General features: G+C 67.6%; 18 protein-coding genes and 1 riboswitch. Of the genes, 11 read left to right on the top strand and 7 right to left on the bottom strand.

The features are described from left to right. Nucleotides 1-285 precede the first annotated feature (285 nt). The gene (gene ggt / locus LG380_RS15260; protein ID WP_225766256.1) at nucleotides 286-1,995 is read left to right on the top strand and encodes a gamma-glutamyltransferase; all 1,710 of its coding nucleotides are present in this window, start codon (nucleotides 286-288) and stop codon (nucleotides 1,993-1,995) included. Between the two features lie 44 nt (nucleotides 1,996-2,039). Here the strand turns inward: ggt and LG380_RS15265 are convergent, their stop codons facing one another. After that, entirely contained in the window at nucleotides 2,040-3,617 is a 1,578-nt protein-coding gene (locus LG380_RS15265) for a BCCT family transporter (protein ID WP_225766258.1), read from the bottom strand. Nucleotides 3,618-3,744: 127 nt separating this feature from the next. After that, a riboswitch (TPP riboswitch) is annotated at nucleotides 3,745-3,841 on the top strand. Nucleotides 3,842-3,961: 120 nt separating this feature from the next. Between LG380_RS15265 and thiC the strand changes: the two genes are divergently transcribed. The 5 genes from thiC to LG380_RS15290 all read left to right on the top strand — a co-directional run bounded on the left by thiC (nucleotide 3,962) and on the right by LG380_RS15290 (nucleotide 13,087). After that, on the top strand, nucleotides 3,962-5,839 hold the full coding sequence (gene thiC / locus LG380_RS15270) for a phosphomethylpyrimidine synthase ThiC (RefSeq protein ID WP_225766260.1): 1,878 nt from the start codon (nucleotides 3,962-3,964) through the stop codon (nucleotides 5,837-5,839). A 100-nt stretch (nucleotides 5,840-5,939) separates the two neighbouring features. After that, nucleotides 5,940-6,518, top strand: coding sequence for a DUF4136 domain-containing protein (locus LG380_RS15275; RefSeq protein ID WP_225766262.1), 579 nt, complete (start codon nucleotides 5,940-5,942; stop codon nucleotides 6,516-6,518). Nucleotides 6,519-6,936: 418 nt separating this feature from the next. Next, nucleotides 6,937-9,192, top strand: coding sequence for a winged helix-turn-helix domain-containing protein (locus LG380_RS15280; RefSeq protein ID WP_225766264.1), 2,256 nt, complete (start codon nucleotides 6,937-6,939; stop codon nucleotides 9,190-9,192). Between the two features lie 112 nt (nucleotides 9,193-9,304). Beyond that, entirely contained in the window at nucleotides 9,305-10,210 is a 906-nt protein-coding gene (locus LG380_RS15285; protein ID WP_225766266.1) for a helix-turn-helix transcriptional regulator, read from the top strand. A 45-nt stretch (nucleotides 10,211-10,255) separates the two neighbouring features. Next, nucleotides 10,256-13,087: a TonB-dependent receptor gene (locus LG380_RS15290; protein ID WP_225766268.1), complete on the top strand. Its 2,832-nt coding sequence runs from the start codon at nucleotides 10,256-10,258 to the stop codon at nucleotides 13,085-13,087. 412 nt (nucleotides 13,088-13,499) lie between these two features. Here LG380_RS15290 and LG380_RS15295 read toward each other — a convergent pair whose 3' ends face one another. From LG380_RS15295 to LG380_RS15305, 3 genes are all read right to left on the bottom strand, one after another. Then, the gene (locus LG380_RS15295) at nucleotides 13,500-14,615 is read right to left on the bottom strand and encodes an HDOD domain-containing protein (RefSeq protein WP_225766270.1); all 1,116 of its coding nucleotides are present in this window, start codon (nucleotides 14,613-14,615) and stop codon (nucleotides 13,500-13,502) included. A gap of 144 nt (nucleotides 14,616-14,759) precedes the next feature. Then, on the bottom strand, nucleotides 14,760-15,296 hold the full coding sequence (ppa, locus tag LG380_RS15300; RefSeq protein ID WP_225766271.1) for an inorganic diphosphatase: 537 nt from the start codon (nucleotides 15,294-15,296) through the stop codon (nucleotides 14,760-14,762). 152 nt (nucleotides 15,297-15,448) lie between these two features. Then, a complete protein-coding gene (locus tag LG380_RS15305) occupies nucleotides 15,449-17,476 on the bottom strand; it encodes a sodium-translocating pyrophosphatase (protein ID WP_225766273.1) in 2,028 nt (675 codons plus the stop codon). Nucleotides 17,477-17,795: 319 nt separating this feature from the next. Between LG380_RS15305 and LG380_RS15310 the strand changes: the two genes are divergently transcribed. Continuing rightward, nucleotides 17,796-18,299 carry a hypothetical protein gene (locus tag LG380_RS15310; protein WP_225766275.1) on the top strand — a complete coding sequence of 168 codons (504 nt, stop codon included), beginning with the start codon at nucleotides 17,796-17,798 and terminating at the stop codon, nucleotides 18,297-18,299. Between the two features lie 62 nt (nucleotides 18,300-18,361). Here the strand turns inward: LG380_RS15310 and LG380_RS15315 are convergent, their stop codons facing one another. Then, nucleotides 18,362-19,156 (bottom strand): OB-fold putative lipoprotein, encoded by a 795-nt coding sequence (locus LG380_RS15315; RefSeq protein ID WP_225766277.1) that lies wholly within the window; start codon nucleotides 19,154-19,156, stop codon nucleotides 18,362-18,364. A 133-nt stretch (nucleotides 19,157-19,289) separates the two neighbouring features. Continuing rightward, nucleotides 19,290-20,546 carry a 6-phosphofructokinase gene (locus LG380_RS15320; protein WP_225766279.1) on the bottom strand — a complete coding sequence of 419 codons (1,257 nt, stop codon included), beginning with the start codon at nucleotides 20,544-20,546 and terminating at the stop codon, nucleotides 19,290-19,292. Nucleotides 20,547-20,686: 140 nt separating this feature from the next. On the opposite strand from LG380_RS15320, the gene LG380_RS15325 reads away from it, so the two are divergent. The 3 genes from LG380_RS15325 to LG380_RS15335 all read left to right on the top strand — a co-directional run bounded on the left by LG380_RS15325 (nucleotide 20,687) and on the right by LG380_RS15335 (nucleotide 23,670). Then, on the top strand, nucleotides 20,687-21,250 hold the full coding sequence (locus tag LG380_RS15325; protein ID WP_225766281.1) for an adenylate kinase: 564 nt from the start codon (nucleotides 20,687-20,689) through the stop codon (nucleotides 21,248-21,250). 380 nt (nucleotides 21,251-21,630) lie between these two features. Further along, nucleotides 21,631-23,001, top strand: a complete 1,371-nt coding sequence (gene mpl / locus LG380_RS15330) for a UDP-N-acetylmuramate:L-alanyl-gamma-D-glutamyl-meso-diaminopimelate ligase (RefSeq protein WP_225766282.1) — start codon at nucleotides 21,631-21,633, stop codon at nucleotides 22,999-23,001. An 87-nt stretch (nucleotides 23,002-23,088) separates the two neighbouring features. Beyond that, nucleotides 23,089-23,670: an LON peptidase substrate-binding domain-containing protein gene (locus tag LG380_RS15335; protein WP_225766284.1), complete on the top strand. Its 582-nt coding sequence runs from the start codon at nucleotides 23,089-23,091 to the stop codon at nucleotides 23,668-23,670. 28 nt (nucleotides 23,671-23,698) lie between these two features. Here the strand turns inward: LG380_RS15335 and LG380_RS15340 are convergent, their stop codons facing one another. Beyond that, nucleotides 23,699-25,702, bottom strand: coding sequence for a bifunctional DedA family/phosphatase PAP2 family protein (locus LG380_RS15340; protein WP_225766285.1), 2,004 nt, complete (start codon nucleotides 25,700-25,702; stop codon nucleotides 23,699-23,701). 125 nt (nucleotides 25,703-25,827) lie between these two features. Here LG380_RS15340 and LG380_RS15345 point away from each other — a divergent pair, with 125 nt between their 5' ends. Beyond that, the gene (locus LG380_RS15345; protein ID WP_225766286.1) at nucleotides 25,828-26,490 is read left to right on the top strand and encodes a serine/threonine-protein kinase; all 663 of its coding nucleotides are present in this window, start codon (nucleotides 25,828-25,830) and stop codon (nucleotides 26,488-26,490) included. The last annotated feature ends 50 nt before the right edge of the window (nucleotides 26,491-26,540 follow it).

The raw sequence follows: 26,540 nt of genomic DNA on the forward strand, positions 1-26,540 counted from the left end.
TCGGAGGCGGTGTGGCAGTGCAACATGAGGCCGAGTAAGCACCCGGCTTTCCCCATTGTCAACACCTTGCGAAGGAAAATCCGCCTGTCTTGGTGGAACATCTGCGGAACCCTTGTCGCACAAGGATGGTTGCCGTTGAAATCGTTGCGGAGGCAACTTTTTCAGCTCCCTGTATGCGCGTGGTGCGCGGGAAGTGGCCTCCGGGCGGCAGAACGGGAGCCCGCTGGTGGCCGACACGCCTATCGACGTTATGGTGGGCGTCCGATCCATGATCCGATCCTGCCCATGCTCCTGCGTCCGCTTGTTGCCGCCCTCCTGCTTGCCCTCGTGCCCGCCACCGTGGAAGCGGCTGACCGCATCACCGGCCACGCCTTTGCCACCCGTTCGGAAGTCATTGCCCCGCATGCCATGGCCGCGACCTCGCAGCCGCTGGCGACGCAGATCGCTCTGGACGTGATGAAGTCCGGTGGCTCGGCGGTGGATGCGGCGATCGCCGCCAATGCCGCGCTTGGCCTGATGGAGCCCACCGGCAACGGCGTGGGCGGTGACCTGTTCGCGATCGTCTGGGATCCAAGGACGCAGAAGCTGTACGGCTACAACGGTTCCGGGCGCTCGCCCAGGTCACTGACCCTGGCCGAGTTCCAGCGCCGCGGGCTCAAGGAGATCCCGGCGCACGGCCCGTTGCCGGTCTCCGTGCCAGGCACGGTCGATGGCTGGTTCGCCCTGCACGAGCGTTTCGGCCGCAAGCCAATGGCCGAGAACCTCGCCCCGGCGATCCGCTATGCGCGCGAAGGCCATCCGGTGGCCGAGGTCATCGCCTACTACTGGGACCGCTCGGTGCCACGGCTGTCGCAGTATCCCGGCTTTGCCGAACAGTTCACCATCGACGGGCGCGCGCCACGCAAGGGCGAGATGTGGCGCAACCCGAATCTGGCCGACACCCTGCAGCAGATTGCCGATGGCGGCCGCGATGCGTTCTACAAGGGCCCGATCGCGCGCACCATCGACGCCTACTTCAAGGCCAACGGCGGCTTCCTCTCCTACGAGGACATGGCCAGCCACCAGGGCGAATGGGTGGAGCCGGTGAGCAGCAACTACCGCGGCTATGACGTGTGGGAGCTGCCGCCCAACAGCCAGGGCATCGCCGCGCTGCAGATCCTCAACATCCTCGAGGGCTACGACTTTGCGAAGATCCCGTTCGGCTCGGCCGAGCACGTGCACCTGTTCGTCGAGGCCAAGAAGCTGGCCTTCGCCGACCGCGCACGCTTCTATGCCGACCCCGCGTTCTCGCCGGCCCCGGTGCAGCGCCTCATCTCCAAGGGCTACGCCGCGCAGCGCCGCGCGCTGATCTCGATGGACAAGGCGCTGCGCGAAGTGCAGCCGGGCACGCCGAAGCAGCTGGAGGAAGGCGACACCATCTACATGACCGTGGCCGATGCCGACGGGATGATGGTCTCGTTGATCCAGTCCAACTACCGCGGCATGGGCAGCGGCATGGCCCCGCCCGGACTGGGCTTCATCCTGCAGGACCGCGGCGAGATGTTCGTGCTGCAGAAGGGCCATCCCAATGGCTACGCACCCGGCAAACGACCGTTCCAGACCATCATCCCGGCCTTCATCACCAAGGATGGAAAGCCGTGGGCGAGCTTCGGCGTGATGGGCGGTGCGATGCAGCCACAGGGCCATGCGCAGATCGTGATGAACCTGGTCGATTTCGGCATGAACCTGCAGGAGGCCGGCGACGCGCCACGCATCCAGCACGAAGGCTCGACCGAACCCACCGGGCAGGGCACGGCGATGAGCGATGGCGGTGAGGTGAACCTGGAGACCGGCTTCCCGTACGAGACCGTGCGCGCGCTGATGCGCAAGGGCCACCGCGTGATCTTTGCCGATGGCCCGTATGGCGGCTACCAGGCGATCGCGCGTGATCCGGAAAGTGGCGTGTACTACGGTGCCTCGGAAAGCCGCAAGGACGGCCAGGCGGCGGGCTACTGAGGCGGAGCGCCACACGCTGCGCAGCTGGCAGCGCATGCAATGCCTCAGTCGCGGTCGATGGTCCGTGCGGCTTCGGCGCGGATCTCCTGCTGCGCTGCGGCCTCGCGCTGCACCCACTCCTCGATCATCTGCCGGGCACGCAACGACTTGAGCCGCTCGCGGGTGAACTCCGCATCAAGCACCCGGTACAGCGCCACCATCACCAGCACCATCAACAGCGCGAACGGCAGCGCGGCGATGGTGATCATACCCTGCAGTGCGGCCAGACCGCCGGCCAGCAGCAGGACCGCGGCGATCAGCGCCACTGCCACGCCCCAGGCCAGCTTGCGCGCCAGCGGCGGGTCCCCTGCCTCGTCGGTGGACATGCTGGCCAGCACCAGTACCGCCGAATCAGCCGAGGTCACGAAGAAGATCACCAGCAGCACCAGCGCAAGACCCGACAGCAGCAGCGAGCCGGGCAGGGTGCCGAACAGGGCGAACAGCACCGTCTCGTAGCCCTGGGCCAGCTGCTCGGCCAGGTCGATGTGCCCGAACAGCTGCGCCCACAGCGCGCTGCCGCCGAACACCGAGAACCAGAAGAAGCCCAGCAGCGAGGGCGCCAGCACCACGCCCACCACGAACTCACGCACGCTGCGGCCGCGCGACACGCGGGCGATGAACGCACCGACGAAGGGCGCCCAGGCAATCCACCAGGCCCAGTAGAAGATGGTCCAGTCGGCGACCCAGGTGCTTCCGGAAAACGGTGACATGCGCAGGCTCATCGTCACCAGCTGGTTGAGATACGAACCCAAAGTCGTGGTGAAAGTGTCGAAGATGAAGCTGGTAGGCCCCAGCGCCAGCACCGCAAGCAACAGGACTCCGGCCAGCACCAGGTTGAGGTTGGACAGCCATTTGATGCCGCGGTCCACGCCACTGCTGGTGGACAGCATGTAAAGAATGAAGGCGATGGCAATGATGCCCATACGCACGCCGGTGCCCGCGGAAATGCCAAACACGCGCTCCATGCCGGCCGCGATCTGGATGGTGCCAAAGCCCAGCGTGGTGGCCACGCCGATCGCGGTGGCCACCACGGCGGCGATGTTCACCACATGGCCGACCATGCCACGGTGATGGCGGCCGATGAGTGGCTGCAGCATGTCACTGATCAATCCGCGGCCGTTGCGGTTGTACTGGAACCACGCCATCGCCAGACCAATGAGCGCGTAGATCGCCCACGGATGCAGGCCCCAATGGAAGAAGGAATAGCGCATGGCGGCACGTGCCGACTCCATGCTTAGCGGTGTGAGTCCCTCCGGGGGTTTGACGAAATGTGATACCGGCTCGGCAGCGCCCCAGAACACCAGGCCGATGCCCATGCCGGCGGCGAACAGCATCGACAGCCAGCTGGCGCGTGAGAACTCCGGTTCGGCTTCCTCGCCGCCAATGCGCAGGTTGCCGAAGCGGCCAAATGCCAGGTACAGCAGGAAGCTCAGGGACAGGAATACCACCAGCAGGTACATCCAGCCGGCGGCGCCGATCACCCGTGCCAGCGCGTGCTGGACCACTTCGTTGAAGGTATCGGGGAACAGGCCGGCCAGCACGACCAGTGCGGCGACCAGCGCCATCGAGATGCGGAACACCATGTCGGGGCTTCCTTAGTAAGCCAGAGCGTGCGCCGGCTGCGGCGCGGATGAATGCGGCAAGGCTACGCAGGACCCTGTAACGGCGGTGTCGTCCGGTCGGCGCGCCCGGGGCTTTGTGATCTAATGTGCGCCGAAGCGGGGGTACCGGATCCAGGTCCGGTTGAGACAGTCCCTTGGAACCTGATCCGGCTGATACCGGCGTAGGGAGCTTTGGCAAAGCCAAGCGTGCGTGTGCCTGTGTCGTGCAGGTGTCGCGTGCGCGGGTCAATGCGCCACCGCTTCGTTCCGTTACCGCGAATTCCTCGCACGCCCGCTCCGCGTGGGCTACCAGTAAGGACGAAACGATGAATGCACAGCTCCTCGCCCTGCAGCAACAAGCCCAGCAACTGTCCGAGGCGGTGACCCGCCCGATTCCCGGCTCGCACAAGATCCACGTCCAGGGCTCGCGCCCGGACCTGCGCGTGCCGATGCGCGAGATCACGCTGACGCGTACGCCCACGGCGTTCGGCGGCCAGGAGAACGCGCCGGTCACGGTGTACGACCCGTCCGGTCCCTACACCGATCCGCAGGCGGCCATCGACCTGTGCGCCGGCCTGCCGGCGCTGCGTCGCGGCTGGATCGAGGAGCGCGGCGATACTGAACTGCTCGATGGGCTGAGCTCGGCGTTCGGCCGCAGCCGCGAGAACGATCCGCGCCTGGAGGCGGTGCGCTTCCCCAACCGCGTGCTGCCGCGCCGGGCAAGGGCCGGGTCCAACGTCACCCAGATGCACTACGCGCGCCGCGGGATCATCACCCCGGAGATGGAGTTCGTCGCCATCCGCGAGAACCAGCGGCTGGAAGCGATACGCGATGCCGGCCTGCTGGCCCAGCATCCGGGCGAGAGTTTTGGCGCCAGCGTCCCGAAGATCATCACGCCCGAATTCGTGCGCGATGAGATCGCCCGCGGCCGCGCGATCCTGCCCAACAACATCAACCATCCGGAAAGCGAGCCGATGATCATCGGCCGCAACTTCCTCACCAAGATCAACGCCAACATCGGCAACTCCGCGGTGTCCTCGGGCATCGCCGAGGAGGTGGAGAAGCTGGTGTGGGCGATCCGCTGGGGCGGCGACACGGTGATGGACCTGTCCACCGGCAAGCACATCCACGAGACCCGCGAATGGATCATCCGCAACTCGCCGGTGCCGATCGGCACGGTGCCGATCTACCAGGCGCTGGAGAAGGTCGACGGCCGCGCCGAGGAGCTGACCTGGGAGATCTTCCGCGACACGCTGATCGAACAGGCCGAGCAGGGCGTGGACTACTTCACCATCCACGCCGGCGTACTGCTTCGCTACGTGCCGCTCACCGCGAAGCGCGTCACCGGCATCGTCTCGCGTGGCGGCTCGATTCTGGCCAAGTGGTGCCTGGCCCACCATCGCGAGAATTTCCTCTACACCCACTTCGAGGAAATCTGCGAAATCATGAAGGCCTACGACGTGGCCTTCTCGCTGGGTGACGGCCTGCGCCCGGGTTGCATCGCAGACGCCAACGATGCGGCCCAGTTCGGCGAGCTGGAAACGCTGGGCGAACTGACGAAGATCGCGTGGAAGCACGACGTGCAGACCATGATCGAAGGCCCCGGCCACGTGCCGATGCAGCTGATCAGGGAGAACATGGACAAGCAGCTGCGCGAGTGCGGCGAGGCGCCGTTCTACACGCTGGGCCCGCTGACCACCGACATCGCTCCCGGCTATGACCACATCACCAGCGCGATTGGTGCGGCGATGATCGGCTGGTACGGCACGGCGATGCTCTGCTACGTAACGCCCAAGGAGCACCTGGGCCTGCCCAACCGCCAGGACGTACGCGACGGGATCATGGCCTACAAGATCGCCGCGCACGCGGCCGACCTGGCCAAGGGCCATCCCGGCGCGCAGGTACGTGACAACGCGTTGTCGCGCGCGCGCTTCGAGTTCCGCTGGGAGGACCAGTTCCACCTGGGCCTGGATCCGGAGAAGGCCAGGGAGTTCCACGACGAGACCCTGCCCAAGGAGGCGCACAAGCTGGCGCACTTCTGTTCGATGTGCGGCCCGCACTTCTGCTCGATGAAGATCACCCAGGAAGTGCGTGACTACGCCAGCGAACGCGGGGTGGATGCCGAGGCCGCGCTGCAGGCCGGCATGGCAGAGAAGTCGGCCCAGTTCCGCGAGCACGGCGCCCAGGTGTATCGCGCCGAGTGATCGGATGGGCCCCGGTGGCGCCGACCCGGCGCCACCGGGCTTTACATGGCTTCCCCAATGGCCGTGCTAGCGTCCGGCCAACTGCAACGGAGGCCCGGTCATGTCGCTCAAGCTCGCATCCCCCTGGTTGCTGCTGTCCTGCTCGCTGTTGCTGCTGGCTGCCTGCAGCAGTGCCCCGCGCATCAGTGCCGAGGCCGATCCCACGGCCGATTTCAGCCGCTACCGCAGCTTCGCCTTCTACAACCCGCTGGCCGTCGAGCAGCAGGGCTACAGCACCATGACCAGCAACCGCCTGCGCATAGCAGTCCGCACGCAGATGGAGGCGCGCGGCTATAGCTACAGCGAGGGCAACCCGGACCTGTGGGTGAACATCAACGCCTACCTGCAGGAGAAGACCAGCGTCAGCACCATGCCCGAGGTGGACTACGACTGGTACTACAGCTACCGCGCCCGCGCCTACGTTTCGGTTCCGCACTGGCGTGACCGCACCACTGTGCGCCGTTATACCGAGGGCACGCTCAACGTGGACATCGTGGATGCCCGCGAGCGGCGGCTGGTGTGGGAGGGCGTCGCGGTCGGCACGGTCGGACGCATGGATCCGCAGCGGCGTGACGAGAAGATCGACCAGGCCGTCAGCGGCATCTTCGCCCGTTATCCGTACCGGGCCGGGGCGCGCTGAGCGGCACGGGAGCCAGTCCGGCAGCCGCCACGTCGTAGCAGTGCTGCGGTTTACAGCGTTCCATCCGTGATGGGGTGGCGGTTTGCCCTGTGCGCTCATCCGGGTAGCCGCGCCTTCTGCGGAACGCCGGCGGAACAAGGCCTGTGCGTGACGGCAGCGCCGAAGCGCCGGAAAGCAGACAAAAAATCGCGCCCGGAGGCGCGAATCGTGTCGCAGTTATATTGAATGCTTCGGCGAGAGAGAGCCTGGTGTCTACCGTGCTAAGGGCACGGTTAACATGGCCTAGGCTAGTATTCGGCCCCTGGGATTCATTTGCCTTTTGCGCTTGGCCTTTTTGCCGAGTGTGGCGACTGATCCGTTCCCGCCAGGCCTACGATCCCGTGTACGTGGAATGCCCCTGAACCAACAAGATCCTCAGATGTCCGACAGGATCGCCATTGGCCAATGCATCGTCGTGCTCTCCGCACGCGAGGTACACGCACCCAATGCCCGCCGTCCGCACCGCATCACGCCCAAGGCGCTGGGCGTGCTCCTGGCGCTGGTGCGTGCCGAAGGCCGGGTGGTGACGCGCGAGGAACTGTTCGCCGGGGTCTGGGCCGGCACCGCGCCGACCAACGATGTGCTGACCCAGGCTGTCACCCAGCTCCGCAAGGCCTTTGCCGCCGGCGAAGAAGCACCCTATATCGAGACCATCGCCAAGACCGGTTACCGGCTGCTGGCACCGGTGCAGTGGCTGGACGAACCGGTGGCGGCCTCCATGCCGGTTGAAACCGCGCCAGCAGCGGAGCCGGTGACGGTTCCCACTCAGCCGGCAGCTCCCGTGGCCGGCAGGCGCGCTCGCCGGGCAAGACAGTACCTGCCCGCGCTGGTGATCGTGGTGCTGCTGTGCGCGACGCTGGGCATGGGCTGGCTGCTATGGCAGCGCGACGCCGGAGCCAGTGCGGCGCGCACCGCGGAAGGTCCGCGCGTGGTCGGCAGCCCCGGGCGACCCTACCGGCTGATCACCGCCTCGCCCGGTTTCGAGGTCAATCCGACCGTGTCGCCCGATGGTTCGCTGGTCGCCTACGCGACCGAGGAGCCCGGGAGCGGGACCAGCACCATCCACCTGCAGGCCACGGGCAATGTGCCCGCACGCCGGCTGGTCGTCCCGCCGCCGGGGCATATGGACCGGTTCCCGGCCTGGTCGCCGGATGGCCGTCAGATCGCCTTCGCCCGGTTTGGACCGCAGGGCAGCTGCGAGGTACTGATTGTCAGTGCCACTGGCGGCGCCCCGCGTCGCGCGGTGTCCTGCGACGGCACCGAGATGCTCAGCTTTGACTGGACCCCGGCGGGCGACGGCCTGGTGTTCGGCACCATGACCGGCGCCGACGCCAGCCGCGGCATCCGCTTGCTGGACATCGCCTCCGGGCGCTGGACTGCGCTGGACTACCCGATCGGTGATGGCGACTTCGACTACGCGCCGCGCTTCTCCCCGGACGGACGGCACATAGGCTTCGTCCGCAATCCGCAGCTCGGCACCCTGTGGTGGATGCCCGTTACAGGTGGCCAGGCCGAGCCGCTGACCGAGGATGCCGCCGAGATCCGTGGCTGGAGCTGGCTGCCGGACGGGGCAATCGTGTTCGGTCGGCGCGTGGACAGCGAGGCGCGCCTGTACCGGCTGGACGTGGGTACCCGCACCCTGCGCGACCTCGGCATCGACGATGCACAGATGCCGGCCGTGTCGCGTGCACACAACGTGCTGACCTTCGTGCACCGGCAGCCGCATTTCGGGCTGTACCGCGTGCCCCTGGGGGGCGGTCCGGCCGAGCGCCTGTTCCCGTCCTCCGGCCGCGACACCCAGCCGATGGTTTCGCCCGACGGCGAGCAACTGGCGTTTACTTCGGACCGTTCCGGTGTGGTGGCGCTGTGGTGGGGACGGCCTGGGCAGCCCGACACCGTACGCATGATCGAAGGCGTGGTTCCCGAGACCCGGCAGCCGCCGGCCTGGTCGCCGGACAGCAGGCACCTGCTGCTCACCGGGCGTGACCGCCACGACCGGCCGCTGATCCACGAGGTTGCCCCGGACAGCGGCCAGGCGACGACCCTGCCGGTGCCGTCGGAGGTGCCGCTGCAGGCGATCTACGGCGCGCGCGAGAACGAGCTGCTTGTGGTGGAGCAGGGCGGTGACGGGCGCATGGGCACGCGCCTGGTCCTTTTCGACCGCAGCGTGACCCCGTGGCGCCGGCTCGCGGTGCTCGAGGGGGTCACCCAGGCCCAGTTCGACCGGGTCCGCGACCGGGTGCTGTTCACCCGTCCCGCGGGCGGACTCTGGCAGGTCGCCCCTGATCTGGATGCGGCCAGCGTGCAGGTTCTGGATCCGGCCCTGCCGACCCGCTGGCGTTACCGGACCTGGGCGCTGCTGCCTGATGCGCAGGTAGCGTATCTGTCCACGCAGGGTGAGTGCGCCAGCCAGTTCAGCCTCCTGAGTGGGCCGGCGTCGACCCGCTGTCTGGACAGCACGCGGCTGAGTTCGAGCAATGGCTTCAGTGCCGCCCCGGACGGCCAGTCGCTGTATGTGGCCATGGCCCCGGCCGACGGCACCGACATCGCGGTGATGGAGGTCCAGCAGGAGCCCCGCGTACTGCTGTCCGGCTTCTCCAAGTGGTTGCCACTGTTGAAAAAAGACAATTCGTGATTCTTTCGGATTGGCCTCGGTGAGAATTCGTGGCGATCTCGTGAGGACATCCTGATTCCAGCGACCTGATCCGGCAAAACCTCCGGCCTGCAATGGCAAAGCCGAGGTTTTCATGCGTCAGTTGTTCTGGGCCGATCGTGGCCAGTCCCTTTCCCTGGACCATCGCGTCGACGAGGGTGCGGTCAGTGCCTGCATGGGCGCGGCCCGGCTCGGCAGCCTGCAGACCTCCGGCGCGGCCTTCACCGTGTGGCTGCAGTTGCGCGGCAGCTCGTGGGTCGAGGCCAAGGAAGGAAAGTTCCGCCTGCACCGCGGCGAGTGGATCGCCTTCGAGAAGGAATCCCGCCCGCTGGTGCAGGCCGGTCGTGACGGCCTGTGCATCGGCGTCAGTCTCAATGCCGAGGCGCTGCGCACCCTGGGCGAACTGGCCGATTGCGGTCTGTATGCCGGCCGCGGCAGGACCACGCGCCACGAGGCGCGTGTCGCCCTGCGGCTGTGGCGTGACGGAGCCCAGCCCGATTCGGGCACGCAGTCGCTGCGCCCGATCCTGCTGCACCTCGCCTCGCTGCAGCGTGAGCTGTTGGATTCGGTGCAGCGCTGCCCGGGGCGTTCGCGCAGCCGCAAGCGCCAGGTGTTCGGCCGCATGCAACGCGCCCGCCTCTATCTGGAAGGCAACAGCCACCGCGTGGTCCGCATCGGCGAACTGGCCGAGCTGGCCAACTTCTCCAGCTGGTATCTCTCCAAGACGTTCCAGAGCCTCTACGAGGAAAGCCCGCAGGCGTTGTCGGCGCGCCTGCGCCTGGAGCGCGCGGCGCAACTGCTGCGCGATACCGACATGATGATCGGCGAAGTTGCCTCGGCCAGTGGCTTTGACAACTGCTGCAGTTTCGCGCGTGCGTTCCGTGCGCACTTCGGGACGACGGCCAGCCGCTACCGCGATGCTGCGGCCGCAAACCTGCCGCCAGAGTCGGCAAAGTCTAAGGGCGACTCCCGCAAAACCAGCGCTGCCGGCCGAACGTAACGTTCAGGGGTGTTTAACACACCACTAACGTAACTGGAGAGATTGATGAAGTTTCGTACTCCCGCAGTGCGGATGGGCCTGCTGCCCGCTGGTATCGCGATCGCGCTGACCCCGGCGTTCGCTTCCGCGCAGGAAGCCAAGGCGACCACCGACCTGGACCGTATCGAGGTCACCGGTTCGCGCATCCGCGGCGCCAACATGGAAACCCAGCAGCCGATCCTCACGCTGAACCGCGAGGCTCTGGAACAGCAGGGCTTCACCAGCGTTGCCGACGTGCTGCAGAACTTGACCTCGGCCGGCTCCCCGGCGATCTCGCGCGCTGAAGCCCTGGCCTCGGGCGAGAACGTGGGCGGCTACTACATCGACATCCGCAACCTGGGCGCCAACCGCACCCTGGTTCTGATGAACGGCAAGCGCCTGGGCGCCACCACCGGCGGCTACCAGGACCTGAGCCAGATCCCGATGTCGGCCATCGAGCGCATCGAGATCCTGAAGGACGGCGCCTCGGCCATCTACGGTTCGGACGCCATCGCCGGCGTGGTCAACGTGATCACCCGCAAGCGCTTCGACGGTGCTGAAGCCCAGGTCTACGTCGGCCAGTACGGCGAAGGCGACGGCGACACCACCCAGTACTCGTTCACCCTCGGTGCGGAAGGCGAGCGCGGCGGCGTGACCCTGTCGGCCGAATACTCCAAGCAGGACCCGGTGTTCGCCAAGGACCGCTGGTTCTCGCGCGACGGCGGCCTGGGTCCGAACTCGACCCCGGATGACTGGAGCCCGGTGAGCCAGAACGGCTCGTGGAGCGGCCCGTGCGGCGCCGGCGGTGCCACCGCATGGTGCACCCTGAACCCGAACGGCGATCCAACCAACCCGGCCGATTACCACCCGCTGACCCCGGCCGAGTACGCCAACTCCAACCAGCAGATGATGCTGCAGACCGGTATCGAGCGTAAGTCGCTGTACGTCAACGGCAACTACGACCTCACCGACGCCATCACCTTCAACGCCGACATCCTGTACAACGAGCGCAACACCGAGCAGCAGATCGCCGGTTATCCGTACCAGTCGGGTTCCTTCGAGACCCCGCTGTCGGCTGACAGCGCGTTCAACCCGATCGGCAGCGACGTCAGCTTCCGTCGTCGCCTGTGGGAAGTGCCGCGCACCACCGACAGCCAGATGAAGACCGTCCGCTTCGCCCCGAGCCTGAGCGGCTACTTCGAGGCCGCCGGCAAGACCTTCGACTGGAACGTCGGCGCGCTGTGGAACCGCAACCAGACCACCAAGTCCAACCGCGGCGACATGAGCCTGATCGCCGCCCGCCAGGCCCTGGGCGAATCCTTCGTCGACGGCAACGGCGTGGCCCGCTGCGGCACCGCTGCCGATCCGATCGACGGCTGCTACGCCTGGAACCCGCTGCTGCCGTACGGCGTGGCTGGCGCCGGCTCGCTGGCTGATCCGGACCTGCAGAACTTCCTGTTCCCGATCTACACCACCACCGGCACCACCAAGACCACCAGCCTCACCGCTGACCTGGCAGGTTCGATCGTGAGCCTGCCGGCCGGCGAACTGGGCTTCGCCATCGGTGTGGAGCACCGCGAGGAAGACGGCCGCTACGTGCCGGATGCCTTCGCCCAGTCGGGTGAGTTCACCGGCCTGGCCGCCACCACCACCGCCGGCAAGTACGAGCTGGACGAGGTTTACCTCGAGCTGAACATCCCGGTGCTGGCCGACGTGGCCTTCGCCAAGGAACTGACCGTCAACGTTGCCGGCCGTTACTCGGACTACAGCAACTTCGGTGACACCACCAACGGCAAGTTCGGCATCACCTGGCGTCCGACCGACGACCTGCTGGTGCGCGGCACCTACGCCGAGGGCTTCCGTGCGCCGTCGATCGACAACCTGTACGGCGGCATCGGTGCTTCCTTCGAGAAGTTCACCGATCCGTGCTCCGTCGGCGTCCCGGGCAGCGTGGCTGGCAATGCCGCCTGTACCGCCGCCGGCGTTGCGCCGACCTACGTGCAGCTGGGCCAGGGCTACGTGCCGTGCACCTCGTGGCCGTGCCAGACCCCGGACCAGTTCATCTCTGGCTCGAACCCGAACCTGCTGCCGGAAACCTCCAAGAGCAAGACCGTGGGTCTGGTGTGGAGCCCGCGTTTCGTCGATGGCCTGGACATCTCGCTTGACTGGTTCAACTACCAGATCAAGGACATGATCATCTCCGACAGCGTCGACCGCATCCTGCGCGACTGCTACGTGCTCGGCAATTCCGCCCGCTGCGAAGGCATCGTGCGTGCTGCCGACGGTCACGTCTCCCAGCTGTTCTACGGCCTGGCCAACCTGGGCCAGATGGAGACCGAGGGCTACGACCTGGGCGTGAAGTACCGTCTGCCGGAAACCTCGTTCGGCCAGTTCAGCATCGACTGGCAGACCACCTACACCGCCAAGTACGACGAAGCCAACCAGAACGCCGCTGGCGAAGACATCACCATCGGCAGCGTCGGTTCGCCGGGCATCTTCCGCGTGCGTTCCAACCTGGGCGTGAATTGGTCGCTGGGTGACTTCGGTGTGAACTACACCGCGCGTTACTACTCGGGCATGAAGGAAGGCTGCATCACGCTGGATGACGGCTGGTGCGACCAGCCGAACCGCTACGCCAACGGCGAGTGGGATCCGGTGCGCACCACCGGCTCGAACACCTTCCACGACCTGCAGGTCAACTGGCAGGCTCCGTGGAACGCCACCATCGCGGTTGGCGCCAACAACGTGTTCGATCACCGCGGTGCCCTGCAGTACTCGGCTCCGAACAGCGATTTCGCCTACTACGGCGGCTTCGACATCGGTCGCTTCATCTACATGAAGTACACCCAGCGCTTCTGATCCATCGAAGCGTGAACTGAGTAACAGAAGGGCGGGCCGCAAGGCCCGCCTTTTTTCATGCGCGTGGTTTGCGATGACCTGCGGCGTGGTGTCTGGGCCGTCAGCGTGTGCGTGGGGCAGTGGCGCTGCGTGGCCTGCGCACCCACCACGCAACGCGTGGTCCACGCCTCAGCAGGATTCGGTGCGGGAGAGCTTGGAGGGACCGGACGAGCGCTTGGTCACCCGCACGCTCAATGCACACGGGAAGCCCGCAGCGGATTGTCCGGCAGCGGAGCAGGCAGACGAAGGACGGTGGCAGCACAGCCACAGCCGTGGCGCCTTGGGGCGGCAGCTGGGTGTCAGGCTGGATTACAGCAGCGCCGGCCAAGGCCGGCGTGAGGCATGCGGGGGCAGCAGGTGCCCCCGGGGGGTATCAGGCTTCGAGCGCGAGGCCGCTGAGCGCGGCAGCCTGCTCGCGCCAGGCATCGAGCTTGGGCAGCATCCCGACCTTGGCCAGGTATTCCTCGTTGACCGCAGCACCGGAGACCAGCGCCGTGGCGACGTGGACGGCACCGGTGACCCAGAAACTGCGCAGGTTGGAGCGCTGCGGCTGCATCTGGAAGGCCACGGCCTCGATGATCGGCATTGGCAGTCCCCACAGGCCCAGCAGGTAGGCACCGGCCTCGGCGTGGCCCGGGCGGTCGTCACCGGCCACCTGCGGTTCGCGTTCGTTGCGCACGCCCGGCAGCAGCAGGCCGATGTCGGCCAACAGCGCGGCGGTGGCACCGAGGTCAGCGCTGGAGGCCGGCAGCAGCTTGCCCGCCATGCGCGAAGCGGCCAGGGCGCGCATCTGCAGCGCATTGCGCTCGGCGTTGGACAGCGACTGGCCGGAGAACACCTCGCTGGCCAGCACCAGGTCGCGCAAGGTGGACAGGCCCAGACGGGTCACGGCCGCGCGCAGGTCGGTGATCGAACGGCCGGTGTTGAAGAACGCGGAATTGGACAGCTGCAGCACCTTGGCCGCGACGCCCGGGTCGCCGGCGATCAGGTCGGCGATCCTGGCGGTGTCGCAGTTCTCGTCCTCTTCCAGCGCGTGCTTGAGGCTGAGGTACAGGTGCGGCGGCGAGGGCAGCTTCTCGATGCGGCCGATGGAGGTGCGCAGGTGCGGGCTGTCCAACAGCTCGCGCAGCTCTTCCAGGCTGGTCAGTGCGTCGAGCAGCACTTCCGGGCTCAGCGGCAGCGGCAGGAAGCGGTGGGCCACGCCGATGATCCGCGCCGGCGGCGGGCGGGTGCTGCTGTCCGCGTCGATCAGCGCGATGCGGATGGTTTCCGGGCGCAGTGTGCGGATCTGGCCGAGCAGGGTGGCGGCAGTCAGGTCAGGCAGGTGGGGGGCGGTGATGACCGCATCGACCGGGCTGGACGCGATGGTGGCGATGGCGCCGTTGCCATCGGCAACCCGCTGTACCTGCCATTCGTCACCCAGGTCACCGATGTAATCGATCAGGTCAGCCGGCAGGCTGGCCTCGTCGCCGACAAGCAGAATACGCAAGACACTTTCCCCGATATCGCCGGCCGGACTGCGGGCCGGAATGCTGCATGAAATGTAGCCAATGCCCGCCGAAAGGTCATCGGGGACACGCCTGAAACGTGACCCCGATCTTGCCAGGCCAGCCCGGGGCTGGCCTGACGGGGCTCAGGCCAGGCTGGCCTTGTAGGTCTTGTTGGCCTCGATGAGGATGCGCTTGGCCTCCTCGGCGCCGCCCCAGCCTTCGACCTTGACCCACTTGCCCTTCTCCAGGTCCTTGTAGTGCTCGAAGAAGTGGCCGATGCGCTCCAGCCAGTGGCTGGACACCTGGCTGATGTCCTCGACGTGGGCATAGCCGCTGAAGATCTTGGCGATCGGCACGGCCAGGATCTTCTCGTCGCTGCCGGCCTCGTCGCTCATCTTCAGCACGCCGACCGGACGGCAACGGACCACCGAGCCCGGGACCAGCGGCAGCGGCAGCACCACCAGCACGTCGGCCGGGTCGCCGTCGCCGCACAGGGTGTTGGGCACGTAGCCGTAGTTGCACGGGTAGCGCATCGGGGTGGAGAGGATGCGGTCGACGAAGATCGCGCCCGATTCCTTGTCCACTTCGTACTTCACCGGCTCCGAATCCTTCGGGATCTCGATGATGACGTTGATTTCATCCGGCGGGTTCTTGCCCGGGGATACGAGTTCCAGACCCATGCGCCTGCTCCGAACTTTCTATTGGAAAAGTCCGCCATTCTACGATGCCCGGTTTTGCGGCGCACCAAAGCCAGCTACGTCATTGGTCGCAGGACCTCGCCCATTCAGTTTTTGGCAGGCTCCCCGCCACCCGCCGGCGGGGAGCCGCCCGGTCACAGCAGCGGTACCAGCAGCAGGGCCACGATGTTGATGATCTTGATCAGCGGATTGATCGCGGGGCCGGCGGTGTCCTTGTACGGATCGCCGGCGGTGTCGCCGGTGACCGCGGCCTTGTGCGCCTCGCTGCCCTTGCCGCCGTGGTGGCCGTCCTCGATGTACTTCTTGGCGTTGTCCCAGGCGCCGCCGCCGGTGGTCATCGAGATCGCCACGAACAGGCCGGTGACGATGGTGCCGATCAGCAGGCCGCCCAGCGCCCGGGGCCCGAGCAGCAGGCCCACCACCACCGGCACCACCACCGGCAGCAGCGAGGGCAGGATCATTTCGCGGATCGCCGACTTCGTCAGCATGTCCACCGCGCGGTCGTACCGCGGCTTGCCGGTGCCCTGCATGATCCCGGGGATCTCGCGGAACTGGCGGCGGACCTCTTCCACCACCGCACCGGCGGCCCGGCCCACCGCCTCCATCGCCATCGCGCCGAACAGGTAGGGGATCAGTCCGCCGATCAGCAGGCCGATGATCACGGTGTGGTCGGACAGGTCGAAGGCAAAGACCTCGCCGGGATTGCTGGCCTGCAGGTTGTGGGTGTAGTCGGCGAACAGGACGAGCGCGGCAAGGGCTGCCGAGCCGATCGCATAGCCCTTGGTCACCGCCTTGGTGGTGTTGCCCACTGCATCCAGCGGATCGGTGATGTCGCGGATCGCCGGCGGCAGTTCGCTCATCTCGGCAATGCCGCCGGCGTTGTCGGTGATCGGGCCGTAGGCATCCAGCGCCACGATCATCCCGGCCATGGACAGCATCGCGGTGGCGGCGATGGCGATGCCATACAGGCCGCCGTGCAGGTGCGCGAACCAGATCGCCGCGCAGACCGCCACCACCGGCAGCGCGGTGGACTTCATCGACACGCCGAGGCCGGCAATGATGTTGGTGCCGTGGCCGGTGGTGGAGGCGGCAGCCACGTGCTGCACCGGCTTGTACTGGGTGCCGGTGTAGTACTCGGTGATCCATACGATCAACCCGGTCAGCACCAGCCCGATCAGCGCGCAAAGATACAGGTTCAATGCACCGTAGCTCGAGCCGGCCATCAGCTGCGTGGTCACCGGCCAGAATGCGATGGCCGCCAGCACGCCGGAGACGATCACGCCCTTGTACAGCGCACCCATGATCGAGCCGCCCGGTTTTACCTTGACGAAGAACGCGCCGATGATCGAGGCGATGATCGACACGCCGCCCAGCACCAGCGGATACAGCACCGCGTTGGGCCCGATCTGCTCGAGCATCAGCCCGCCCAGCAGCATCGTGGCGATCACCGTGACCGCGTAGGTCTCGAACAGGTCGGCGGCCATGCCGGCGCAGTCGCCGACGTTGTCACCGACGTTGTCGGCGATCACCGCGGGGTTGCGCGGATCGTCCTCGGGAATGCCGGCCTCGACCTTGCCGACCAGGTCCGCGCCGACGTCCGCGCCCTTGGTGAAGATGCCGCCACCCAGGCGCGCGAAGATCGAGATCAGCGACGAGCCGAAGGCCAGCCCCACCAGTGCGTGCAGGTTGTCGGCCAGCGCCAGTCCCATCCGCTGCAGCACCCAGAAGTAGCCGGCCACGCCCAGCAGGCCCAGTCCGACCACCAGCATCCCGGTGATCGCACCACCGCGGAACGCCACGTCCATCGCCGCACCCAAGCCGCGGTTGGCGGCCTCGGCCGTGCGCACGTTGGCGCGTACCGACACGTTCATGCCAATGTAGCCGGCGGCGCCGGACAGCACCGCGCCGAGCGCGAAGCCGATGGCGGTATACCAGCTCAGGAACAGACCCACGAGGACGAACAGCACGGCGCCGGCAATGGCGATCGTGAGGTACTGGCGGTTGAGGTAGGCGCGCGCGCCTTCCTGGATGGCGGCGGCGATCTCCTGCATGCGTGGGTTGCCGGCGGGTTGGCGCAATACCCAGCGGGCCGAAATGATGCCGTAGACAATGGCGACGATGGCGCACAGCAGCGCCAGCGGAAGTCCGTAACGTTCCAGCATGTCCCCTCCCGGGTGATGGATGACATCCAGCGACGGATGAATCTCTCCACGGCGGGCACTACGGGCTGCAACCGATGACCAACCCGTTCAGACCGTGCCCGGTCTTCAAGCGTGTGGCGGTGTTCAGCAATCCCTGGTGCGGCGAGTATGCGGGCAAAGCCTGCGCAGCCGCCAGCACGTGCGCGTGCGATGCGTCACGCAGCGCACGTTGATTGGTGCGCAGGGATGTGCGCCGCGCTGCAGCACCGGGGTTGCGCCTTGGCGGCCGGTTCAGATCGCCGCTGGCAGGGTGGGACACCCGATGGTCAGGAGTGCCGCCATGTCCCCTCGTTCCCTGTTGAGCCTGGTCCTGTTGCCGCTGGCCGCCCCGGTGGCGGCCCAGGTGCCGGAGATGCAGCGCCCGGCTGCCAGCGCGCAGGCCGACGGCGTGGTCCACACGCTGCGGCAGATTCCGGAAGCCTGCGCGCGCCTGGAAGGAGTGTTCACCGGCGAGGCCGGCAATCCATATCGCTACAGCGCCGTGCGTACCAGCGAGCAGTGCCAGGCACGCGCAAGGTTCGTGGATTTTGACAAGGCCAGGCCCAGCGAGGCGAAGGGCTGGAAGCTCAACGACGTGATCCGCGTGCCCCGTGCGACCTGCCCGTCGCAGCAGGCGGTGGTGCGGGTCTGGCGCCTGCCGGTGCAGCAGGCGCCCAAGCTCGATGGCCAGGGGCAGGCACGCATCTATCTGGAAGAAGCCAGGCAGCAGGCCGCCGCCGGCGCCATGCCCAAGGTGCCGCTGTATGCCGCGAAGCTCACGCTGGAAGGCAAGGCCTGCCGTTGATGGGGGCAACAAAAAGGCCCGGACAACGACATCGTCCGGGCCCTGGGGTAGCGCAGTAGCTGTCAGCCGCCCTTGCAGTCCTTCAGCCACAACACCCGGTCGATCTGGTTGTAGTAGTCGACCACGCCGACCAGGTTCACCCGCTCGCTGGGACGCAGCGCCAGTGCATAGGCCGCCTGGCTGGGGGCGAAGGCGCAGGTGATCGAAACCGTTTCGAAATCGACCGCCGTGCGTCCACCCACGTCGAAACCGGCGTTGTAGGTGCCGCCGCTCTTGAGCACGCCGGTGACGCGACCGCTGATCGCGTAGGTCTTGCCCTTGTAGCGCGGCTCGATCGCCGCCGGGTTTTCCTTGTGCTGGGTACGCAGCTGGTTGGCGAAGGTGGCGGCGCTGATGTTCACCGTCGACGCTTTCGGCGTGCTGGCCGCCAGTTGCGCACCGGCTCGGCCCGGTTGCACCTGCCCCAGCAACCTGCACATCTCGGCACGGACCCCGTCGGCACGCGCCACCGCGCCTGGGCTGAGCTTGACCATCATGCCCACGGTGCCGAGCCCGGCGTCGTGGGTGGCGGTGACGATCATCGGCACCGAGCGGCGGGTCGCGGTCTGCGGCTCCTCGATCAGCATCGCGCCGGCCTCCACGTCTTCGCTCACCACGTCCATGTTCGCGTTCTTGGCGATCACCCGCATCTGGCCAATGGCGTTGGCCACGGTCAGGTCCTGGTGGCTCACCGAGGCGGTGTAGGTGGTGCCGGTGATCGGGTTGCCCTTCTTCTGGAAACTGCTTTCGCAGGTATTGGCGAAGACGGACGGAGCTGCAGCGAGCAGCATCACGGAAAACAGCGCATTGCGCTTCATCGATACGGTCCTTGTATGCGTTCCGCAGGTTGCGGAGGTCGGGTCGGCGGCCGGCCGTGTCCTGTCGGCCGGCGCTGATTCTAGGCCCCACGTCCATGGGTGGCCTCTACCCTCGTCACATTTCTGCGCTTGCTCAGCCTTCCCAGGCGGGCAGTTTTTTCGCCACCCCGACGTTCTTCAGCTGCACGTAGCGCGGCAGGCCGTCGCGGCCGTAGGGCAGCGGCGCCTCACCGCGGATCAGCGGCTGTAGGTAGCTGCGCGCACGCTCGGTGATGCCAAAGCCATCCTTGCGGATGAAGCCGGCCGGCAGCTTCTTCTCGTGGTTGGCGACCCTGGTCAGCGGCGCGGCCTCGATCTTCCAGCGGTAGGGCGCGTCGGAGGTGCGCACGATCACCGGCATCACCGCGTTCTGGCTCTTGAGCGCGAACTGCACCGCCGCCTTGCCCACCGCCTGCGCCTGCTCCCAGTCGGTCTTCGAGGCGATGTGGCGGGCGGAGCGCTGCAGGTAGTCGGGCAGGGCCCAGTGCACCTTGAAGCCCAGCGCGTCCTTGACCCGGGCAGCCAGCTGCGAGGCCACGCCGCCGAGCTGGGTGTGGCCGAAGGAATCCTTGCCACCGCCGGCATCGGCGACGAACTTTCCGTCTGCGGTCTGGATGCCCTCGCTGGCCACGACCACGCAGTAGCCGACGCGGTCGACGACGTCCTTCACCCTGGCCAGGAAGCGCGCCTCGTCGTACGCGCGCTCGGGCAGCAGGATGATGTGCGGGGCCTCGTCCGGACCTTCCCCGGCCAGCCCGGCCGACGCCGCCAGCCAGCCGGCGTGCCGGCCCATCGCCTCGTAGACGAACACCCTTGTCGAGGTGTCGGCCATCGCGGCCACGTCCAGCGCGGCCTCGCGCACCGACACGGCGGTGTACTTGGCCGCCGAGCCGAAGCCGGGCGAGGCATCGGTCACGGCCAGGTCGTTGTCGATGGTCTTGGGCACGCCGATGCACGACAGCGGATAGCCGAATGCCTTGGCCAGCTGCGAGACCTTCAATGCGGTATCGGCCGAGTCGTTGCCGCCGTTGTAGAGGAACCAGCGCACGTCGTGGGCCTTGAACACCTCCAGCAGCCGCTCGTACCGGGACCGGTCCTCGTCCAGCGACTTGAGCTTGTAGCGACACGAACCAAAGGCGCCGCCCGGGGTGTGTGCCAGCGCGGCAATGGTGGCGGCCGTTTCGCGCGAGGTATCGATCAGGTCTTCACGCAGGGCCCCGAGAATGCCGTTGCGTGCGGCCAGGACCTTGACCTTGCGGGCGCGGGCCTCGCCGATCACGGCCGCGGCAGTAGCATTGATCACGGCGGTAACGCCACCGGACTGGGCGTAGAGCAGGGTGCCTTGGGACATCGCGGGGCGCTCCGTTGGGTGGGGGGACAAGCGGGACATTATGCGGATGCGGTAAGCTGCGCTTATTGCGGTGCAGCGTGACGGTCTCCTCAGTCCCGCGCGTTGTCCCCTCCGGTTTTTTTCCACATTGGGAGTCAGGAATGCGATTGGTTCTGTTGGGGCCGCCCGGTTCGGGCAAGGGAACTCAGGCGACCCGCCTGAAGGAACAACTGCAGATTCCGCACATTTCCACCGGTGACCTGCTGCGCGCCGAAGTGGCCGCCGGCACCGAGCTTGGCCTGCAGGCCAAGGAAGTGATGGCACGTGGTGACCTGGTGTCCGACGACATCCTGCTGGGCATGCTGGAATCGCGCCTGGGTCGCGATGACGTCGCCAAGGGTTTCATCCTCGACGGTTATCCGCGCAACGTGGCCCAGGCCAACGCGCTGGACGGCCTGCTGGCCAAGATCGGCCAGCCGCTGGATGCCGTGGTGCAGCTGGACGTGGCCACCGAGCTGCTGGTCGAGCGCATTGCCGGTCGCGCCAAGGCCGAAGGCCGCGAGGACGACAACCCCGAGTCGGTGCGCAAGCGCCTGCAGGTGTACAACGACTCCACCGCCCCGGTGATCGGCTTCTACGAAGACCGCGGCACCCTGGCCAAGATCGACGGCGTGGGTTCACTGGACGAAGTGCTGGCCCGCATCCTGGCGGCAATCAAGCGCTGAGGCCTCCACAGTCCGTGCCGCCTGGCGGTGCGGGCTGCGCAGGCCGCCGTGCAATGCGCCGGCCCGTACCGGCCGAAAGATTCCGGGCAAAAAAAACCGGACCCGGTCGTTGCGACCGGATCCGGCAGGCGCGTATGACGCGTTGATACCAGCTTGAGGGCTTGCTCAGGGCCCCGCAGCGTGAGCTCCCGTGGGGATGGCCTCTTGGGGAGTAGGACCAATCGGGGGTGCTGCGGCTGGCACGGCGCACATTCTACGGACCTGTTCAGGCTTGGCTATCGGGGTTTCCCCGACAGCGCCCGGCGAATGTTCCCGCACAGGCGTAGTCCCGGCCACCGCGCACGTACCGCTGCGCCGGCGCATCGGCGACAATCAGGCGCATGAGCACGATCCACATCCTCGGCATTGCCGGAACCTTCATGGGTGGCGTGGCCGCCCTGGCGCGCGAACTGGGCTACCAGGTCGAAGGCAGTGACCAGGCGGTGTACCCGCCGATGTCCACCCAGCTCGAGCGGCTGGGTATTTCCCTCAAGCAGGGCTATTCGCCGGAACACATCTCCGCTGGTTGCGAGGAAGTGGTGGTCGGCAACGCGCTGTCGCGCGGGAACCCCGCGGTCGAGGCCGTGCTCGATGCAGGCCGGCGCTATACCTCCGGTGCGCAGTGGCTGTCGGAAAAGGTGCTGCCCGGGCGTGACACGCTGGCGGTGGCCGGCACCCATGGCAAGACCACCACGACCACGATCCTGGCCTTCCTGCTGCAGGCGGCCGGGCGCGAACCGGGTTTCCTGATCGGTGGCGTGGCTGAGGACTTCGGCGTTTCGGCGCGGATCGGCCAGGGCCGCGAGTTCGTGGTCGAGGCCGACGAGTACGACACCGCATTCTTCGACAAGCGCAGCAAGTTCGTGCACTACCGCCCGCTGGTGGCGATCCTCAACAACCTCGAATACGACCACGCCGACATCTTCCCGGACGTGGCCGCGATCCAGCGCCAGTTCCACCATCTGGTGCGCACCGTGCCCGGCCGCGGCCGCCTGATCGTCAATGGCGAGGACGAGCGCCTGGCCGAAGTGCTGGCGATGGGCTGCTGGACCCCGGTCGAACGCTTCGGCTTCGATGTGTCGATGGAGTGGAGTGCGCGGCTGGTCAACGAGGACGGCAGCGCCTTCGCCGTCCTGCATCGCGGCGCGGAAGTAGCCACGGTGCAGTGGTCGCTGCTGGGCCGGCACAACGTGCTCAACGGCCTGGCCGCGCTGGCGGCGGTGCATGCCATGGGTGTGGATGTTGCCGCAGTGGCGCCTGCGCTGGCCGGTTTCCACAGCGTCAAGCGGCGCATGGAAGTGATTGGCCAGGCCAGCGGCATCACCATCTACGACGACTTCGCCCACCATCCGACCGCCATCCACACCACGCTTGAGGGCCTGCGTGCGCGCATCGGCCAGTCGCGGATCGTGGTGGCGATGGAGCCGCGCAGCAACTCGATGCGGCTGGGCGCGCACGCCGATGCGCTGGCGCCTTCGCTGGATATCGCCGATGCGGTGGTGTTCCTGGCGCGGCCGGAACTGCCGTGGGATGCGGCGAAGGTGATCGACGCGGTGCGTGGTGATGCCATGGCAGTGGCCGATACCGACACGCTGCTGGCGCGGCTGCAGGCACAGGTGCAAGCGGGTGACCTCGTGGTGTTCATGTCCAACGGTGGCTTCGACGATGCACCGCGGCGCTTCCTCGCGCTGCTGCAGCACGCGCAACGCTGAGGCAACGACGGGACAGTGCGCCTGCCCTGGCCCGATGGGTGGGCTGCGTTACCATCGCCTCCCTGTTTCCGCTTTGCTTTCGTGCCGATGAGCCTTCCGCAGACCCTGCCGCTGTTCCCCCTGCATGGCGCGTTGCTCCCCGGGGCCGCACTGGGGCTGCGCGTGTTCGAGAGCCGCTACCTGGACCTGGTGCGCGAGTGTGGCCGCCAGGGCAGCGGCTTTGGCGTGTGCCTGATCCTCGACGGCGAAGAGGTCGGCGCGCCGGCCACGCCAGCCGCGTGGGGCGTGGAAGCGCGGATCGAGGATTTCGACGTCGGCGCCGACGGCGTGCTGGTACTGCGCCTGCGCGGCGGCCGCCGTTTCCATGTCGAGCGCACCCGCGTGCGTGACAACGGCCTGGTGGTGGGCGAGGTGCAGTGGCGCGAGCCCGACAGCGACGACGAGCTGCGGCCCGAGCATGCGCTGCTGGGCACCCTGCTGGAACGCATCCTCGAACAGGCCGGCGGCGAGTTCGCCAGTGCCGGTCCGGCGCAGTTCGAGCAGGCAGCATGGGTTGGCTGGCGGCTGGCCGAGCTGCTGCCGCTGGATGAGGAGCAGCGCCTGCTGCTGCTGCAGGAAGACGACCCGCACCAGCGCCTGGAACACCTGCTGGACTGGATGCCGGGCTGAGCGCAGGGCACGCACGGCGCCCTTTCGTTTACTCCGGGGCGCTTGCGTCGCTGCGGATCAGCAGCACCGGCATGTGCGTGTCGGGATGGATCTCGCTGCGATGGGGCAGATCGCCCAGCGACTGCAGCACCGCATTGAGCGCCGGGTCCACCCCGCGCAGCGGCCGCCACAGCCCGATCAGGCGGAAATGCCGCTGGTAGCGCAGGGTCTGCGCGCTGCCCAGCCACAGCGGCGTGTCGCCCGGCGAGAGCTGCGCCGGCGCCGGCCACAACCGCAGCGCGTATTTTTCGCCAGGGGCATCGCCATCGCGCAGCAGCAGCAGCGATTCGACATGGGTATCCAGCGTGGCCGGCAGCACCGGGACGTCGTCGGTGTCCGGGGTTGCATCCAGCATCAGCAACGCCTGCTCCCAGCCGGCCTGCGGCTGCACCCGCCAGCCCTGGGCTTCCAGTTGCTCGCGCAGCGGCTGTAGCGGACCTGCCAGCTGCACGTCCAGCGGCCAGCGCTGGTCGTCGTCGAATTCATTGCGGCGCGAGGGCAGTTGCTGCCAGTCGGCATTCCACCACTGCCCGGCATCGATCTGCACCACGGCCGGCGGCGCCGGCTCGAACTTGGCCAGCTTCAGCGGGATGTTGCGCGGGGCATACCACAGCCCAGCCAGCACGAACGCTCCGTAGAACAGCCAGGACACCGGCTTGATCCAGAACGAGCGGTTGAAGCGGCGGCGGTAGGCGACGCCCAGCACCAGCAGCCAGAAGATGCCGAACAACATGCCGCCGATGACATCGCTGAGCCAGTGCGCGCCCAGGTAAAGGCGGGCAAAGCCGATCACCGCGACCACGCCGCCGGAGACCATGTACGGCCAGACGCGGGTGCGTCCGGGCAGTTCGCGGGCGATCAGCACGGCAAAGAAGCCGAAGGTGATGGTGGCCATGGTCACCGCCACCGACGGGAAGCCGAAACCGCTGCTCGCTGCCGGCGGACGCACCACCTGCATGGTCGTGCCCAGCAGCTTGGTCAGGGCCAGGCCGAAGGCCAGTGCCGCCAGCCAGTGCGCGGCGGCCATCCAGCGCCGGCGCCAGGCCAGGTAGGCCATGCCGGCACCGGTGGCCGGCAGCAGCACCTGCCAGTCGCCCAGTGAGGCCAGCGCCGCCATCGGGTAGTCGGCCAGCGGGTTGCGCAGGGCCAGCATCGCCTCGTGCACGGCCAGGTCCAGGCCCAGCGGCTCGCCGTGCGCCAGCACCACCATCAGCAGCGCGAACCAGCCCCAGCCCAGCACCAGCAGCATCACCGCCAGCATCGCCAGCGGCACCGACTCGCGTCGGGACGGGTCGAACACCGCCACCGAGTAGCGGCCCAGCAGCGGATGCCGCTGCGACCAGTCCAGCAGTCGCGCCAGCCAGCTGTCCATGCGCGCGGCCGACCAGCGGTAGCCGTACAGCACGATCGCCCACACCAGGCCGAGGACCACGCCCAGCAGCGCCAGCACCATGAACAACCGCCCGGCTACCGCGGCCACCGCGTCATAGGCCTGGCCCAGCATCCAGCCCGGCAGCAGGAACAGCACCGCCCAGGAGAGGCAGGCCACGGCGCTGGCCTTGGCGTATCGCAGGAAGGGCATGTGCGCGATGCCGGCAATGGCCGGCACGAACGGGCGGATCGCGCCGACGTAGCGCGCCACCAGGATCGACTTGAACGCGTTGCGGCGGAACATCAGCTCGCCGCGGTCCAGCAACTGCGGGTAGCGCCGGAACGGCCACACCCCGCGCAGGCGGTTGCCCCAGCGGCGGCCAACCCAGTAGCTGATGCCGTCGCCGGCAAAGGCGCCCACGGCCGCGCAGGCCACTGCGTAGGGGCCGGAAATCTCGTCCAGGCCGATCAGCACGCCCACGGCGATCATCAGCGGCAGGGCGGGCACGATGGCGCCCAGCACGATTACCGCGTCACAGAACGCGATGGCGAAGATGACCGCACCAGCAAGCACGGGATGGGCCGCGATCCATGCGAGCGTGGCGTCGATCCAGGAATTCATCGCGGAATTATAGGGGGCCGCCCCGTCGCAGTCGGCTTCCGGTGCGCATCGAAGCCATCATCCATCCGGTCACGATTCAGTGAGGTCCGCAACGGACCCACGCGCCGGCGCCCTAGAATGGGGCGATGGACGACCTTCACGGCAGCACCGGCAACGCACTGAAATCCGACAGCTTCGGCCGCATCCTGCTGGTGCGGCAGGGGGGCGAGCGCTTCGTGCGCCGTGACCTCACCGCCACCCCATGGTGGCTGCGGGTGCCGGCCTGGTGGCTGGCCCGGCGCGAGGCGCGGGCGCTGCAGCAGCTGGGCGACATGCCGGCCACCCCGCGCCTGCTGCGCTGGGACGGGCGCTGGCTGGACCGCAGCTTCATGGCCGGCGACGCGATGTACCAGCGCCCCCCGCACGGCGACGTGGCCTACTTCCGCGCCGCCCGGCGCCTGCTGCAGCAGCTGCACCGGCGGGGGATCGTCCACAACGACCTGGCCAAGGAAGCCAACTGGCTGGTGCTGGAGGATGGCAGCCCGGCCCTGATCGATTTCCAGCTCGCCGTGTGTGGCAATCCGCGCTCGCGCTGGATGCGGCTGCTGGCCCGCGAGGACCTGCGCCACCTGCTCAAGCACAAGCGCATGTACTGCCGCGCGCACCTGACCCCGGTCGAGCGGCGCGTGCTCAAGCGCCACTCGTGGGTGCGCGACCTGTGGTTCCGCACCGGCAAGCCGGTCTACCGCTTCGTGACCCGCAGGATCCTGCACTGGGAAGACAACGAGGGGCAGGGGCCCAAACCCTGATCGGCGACGATCATCCCGCCGGCGCCGGGAATTGCCTAAAGTGACCGCCT

This window comes from Stenotrophomonas sp. Marseille-Q4652 (assembly GCF_916618915.1).
In the GTDB taxonomy this organism is placed as follows: domain Bacteria; phylum Pseudomonadota; class Gammaproteobacteria; order Xanthomonadales; family Xanthomonadaceae; genus Stenotrophomonas.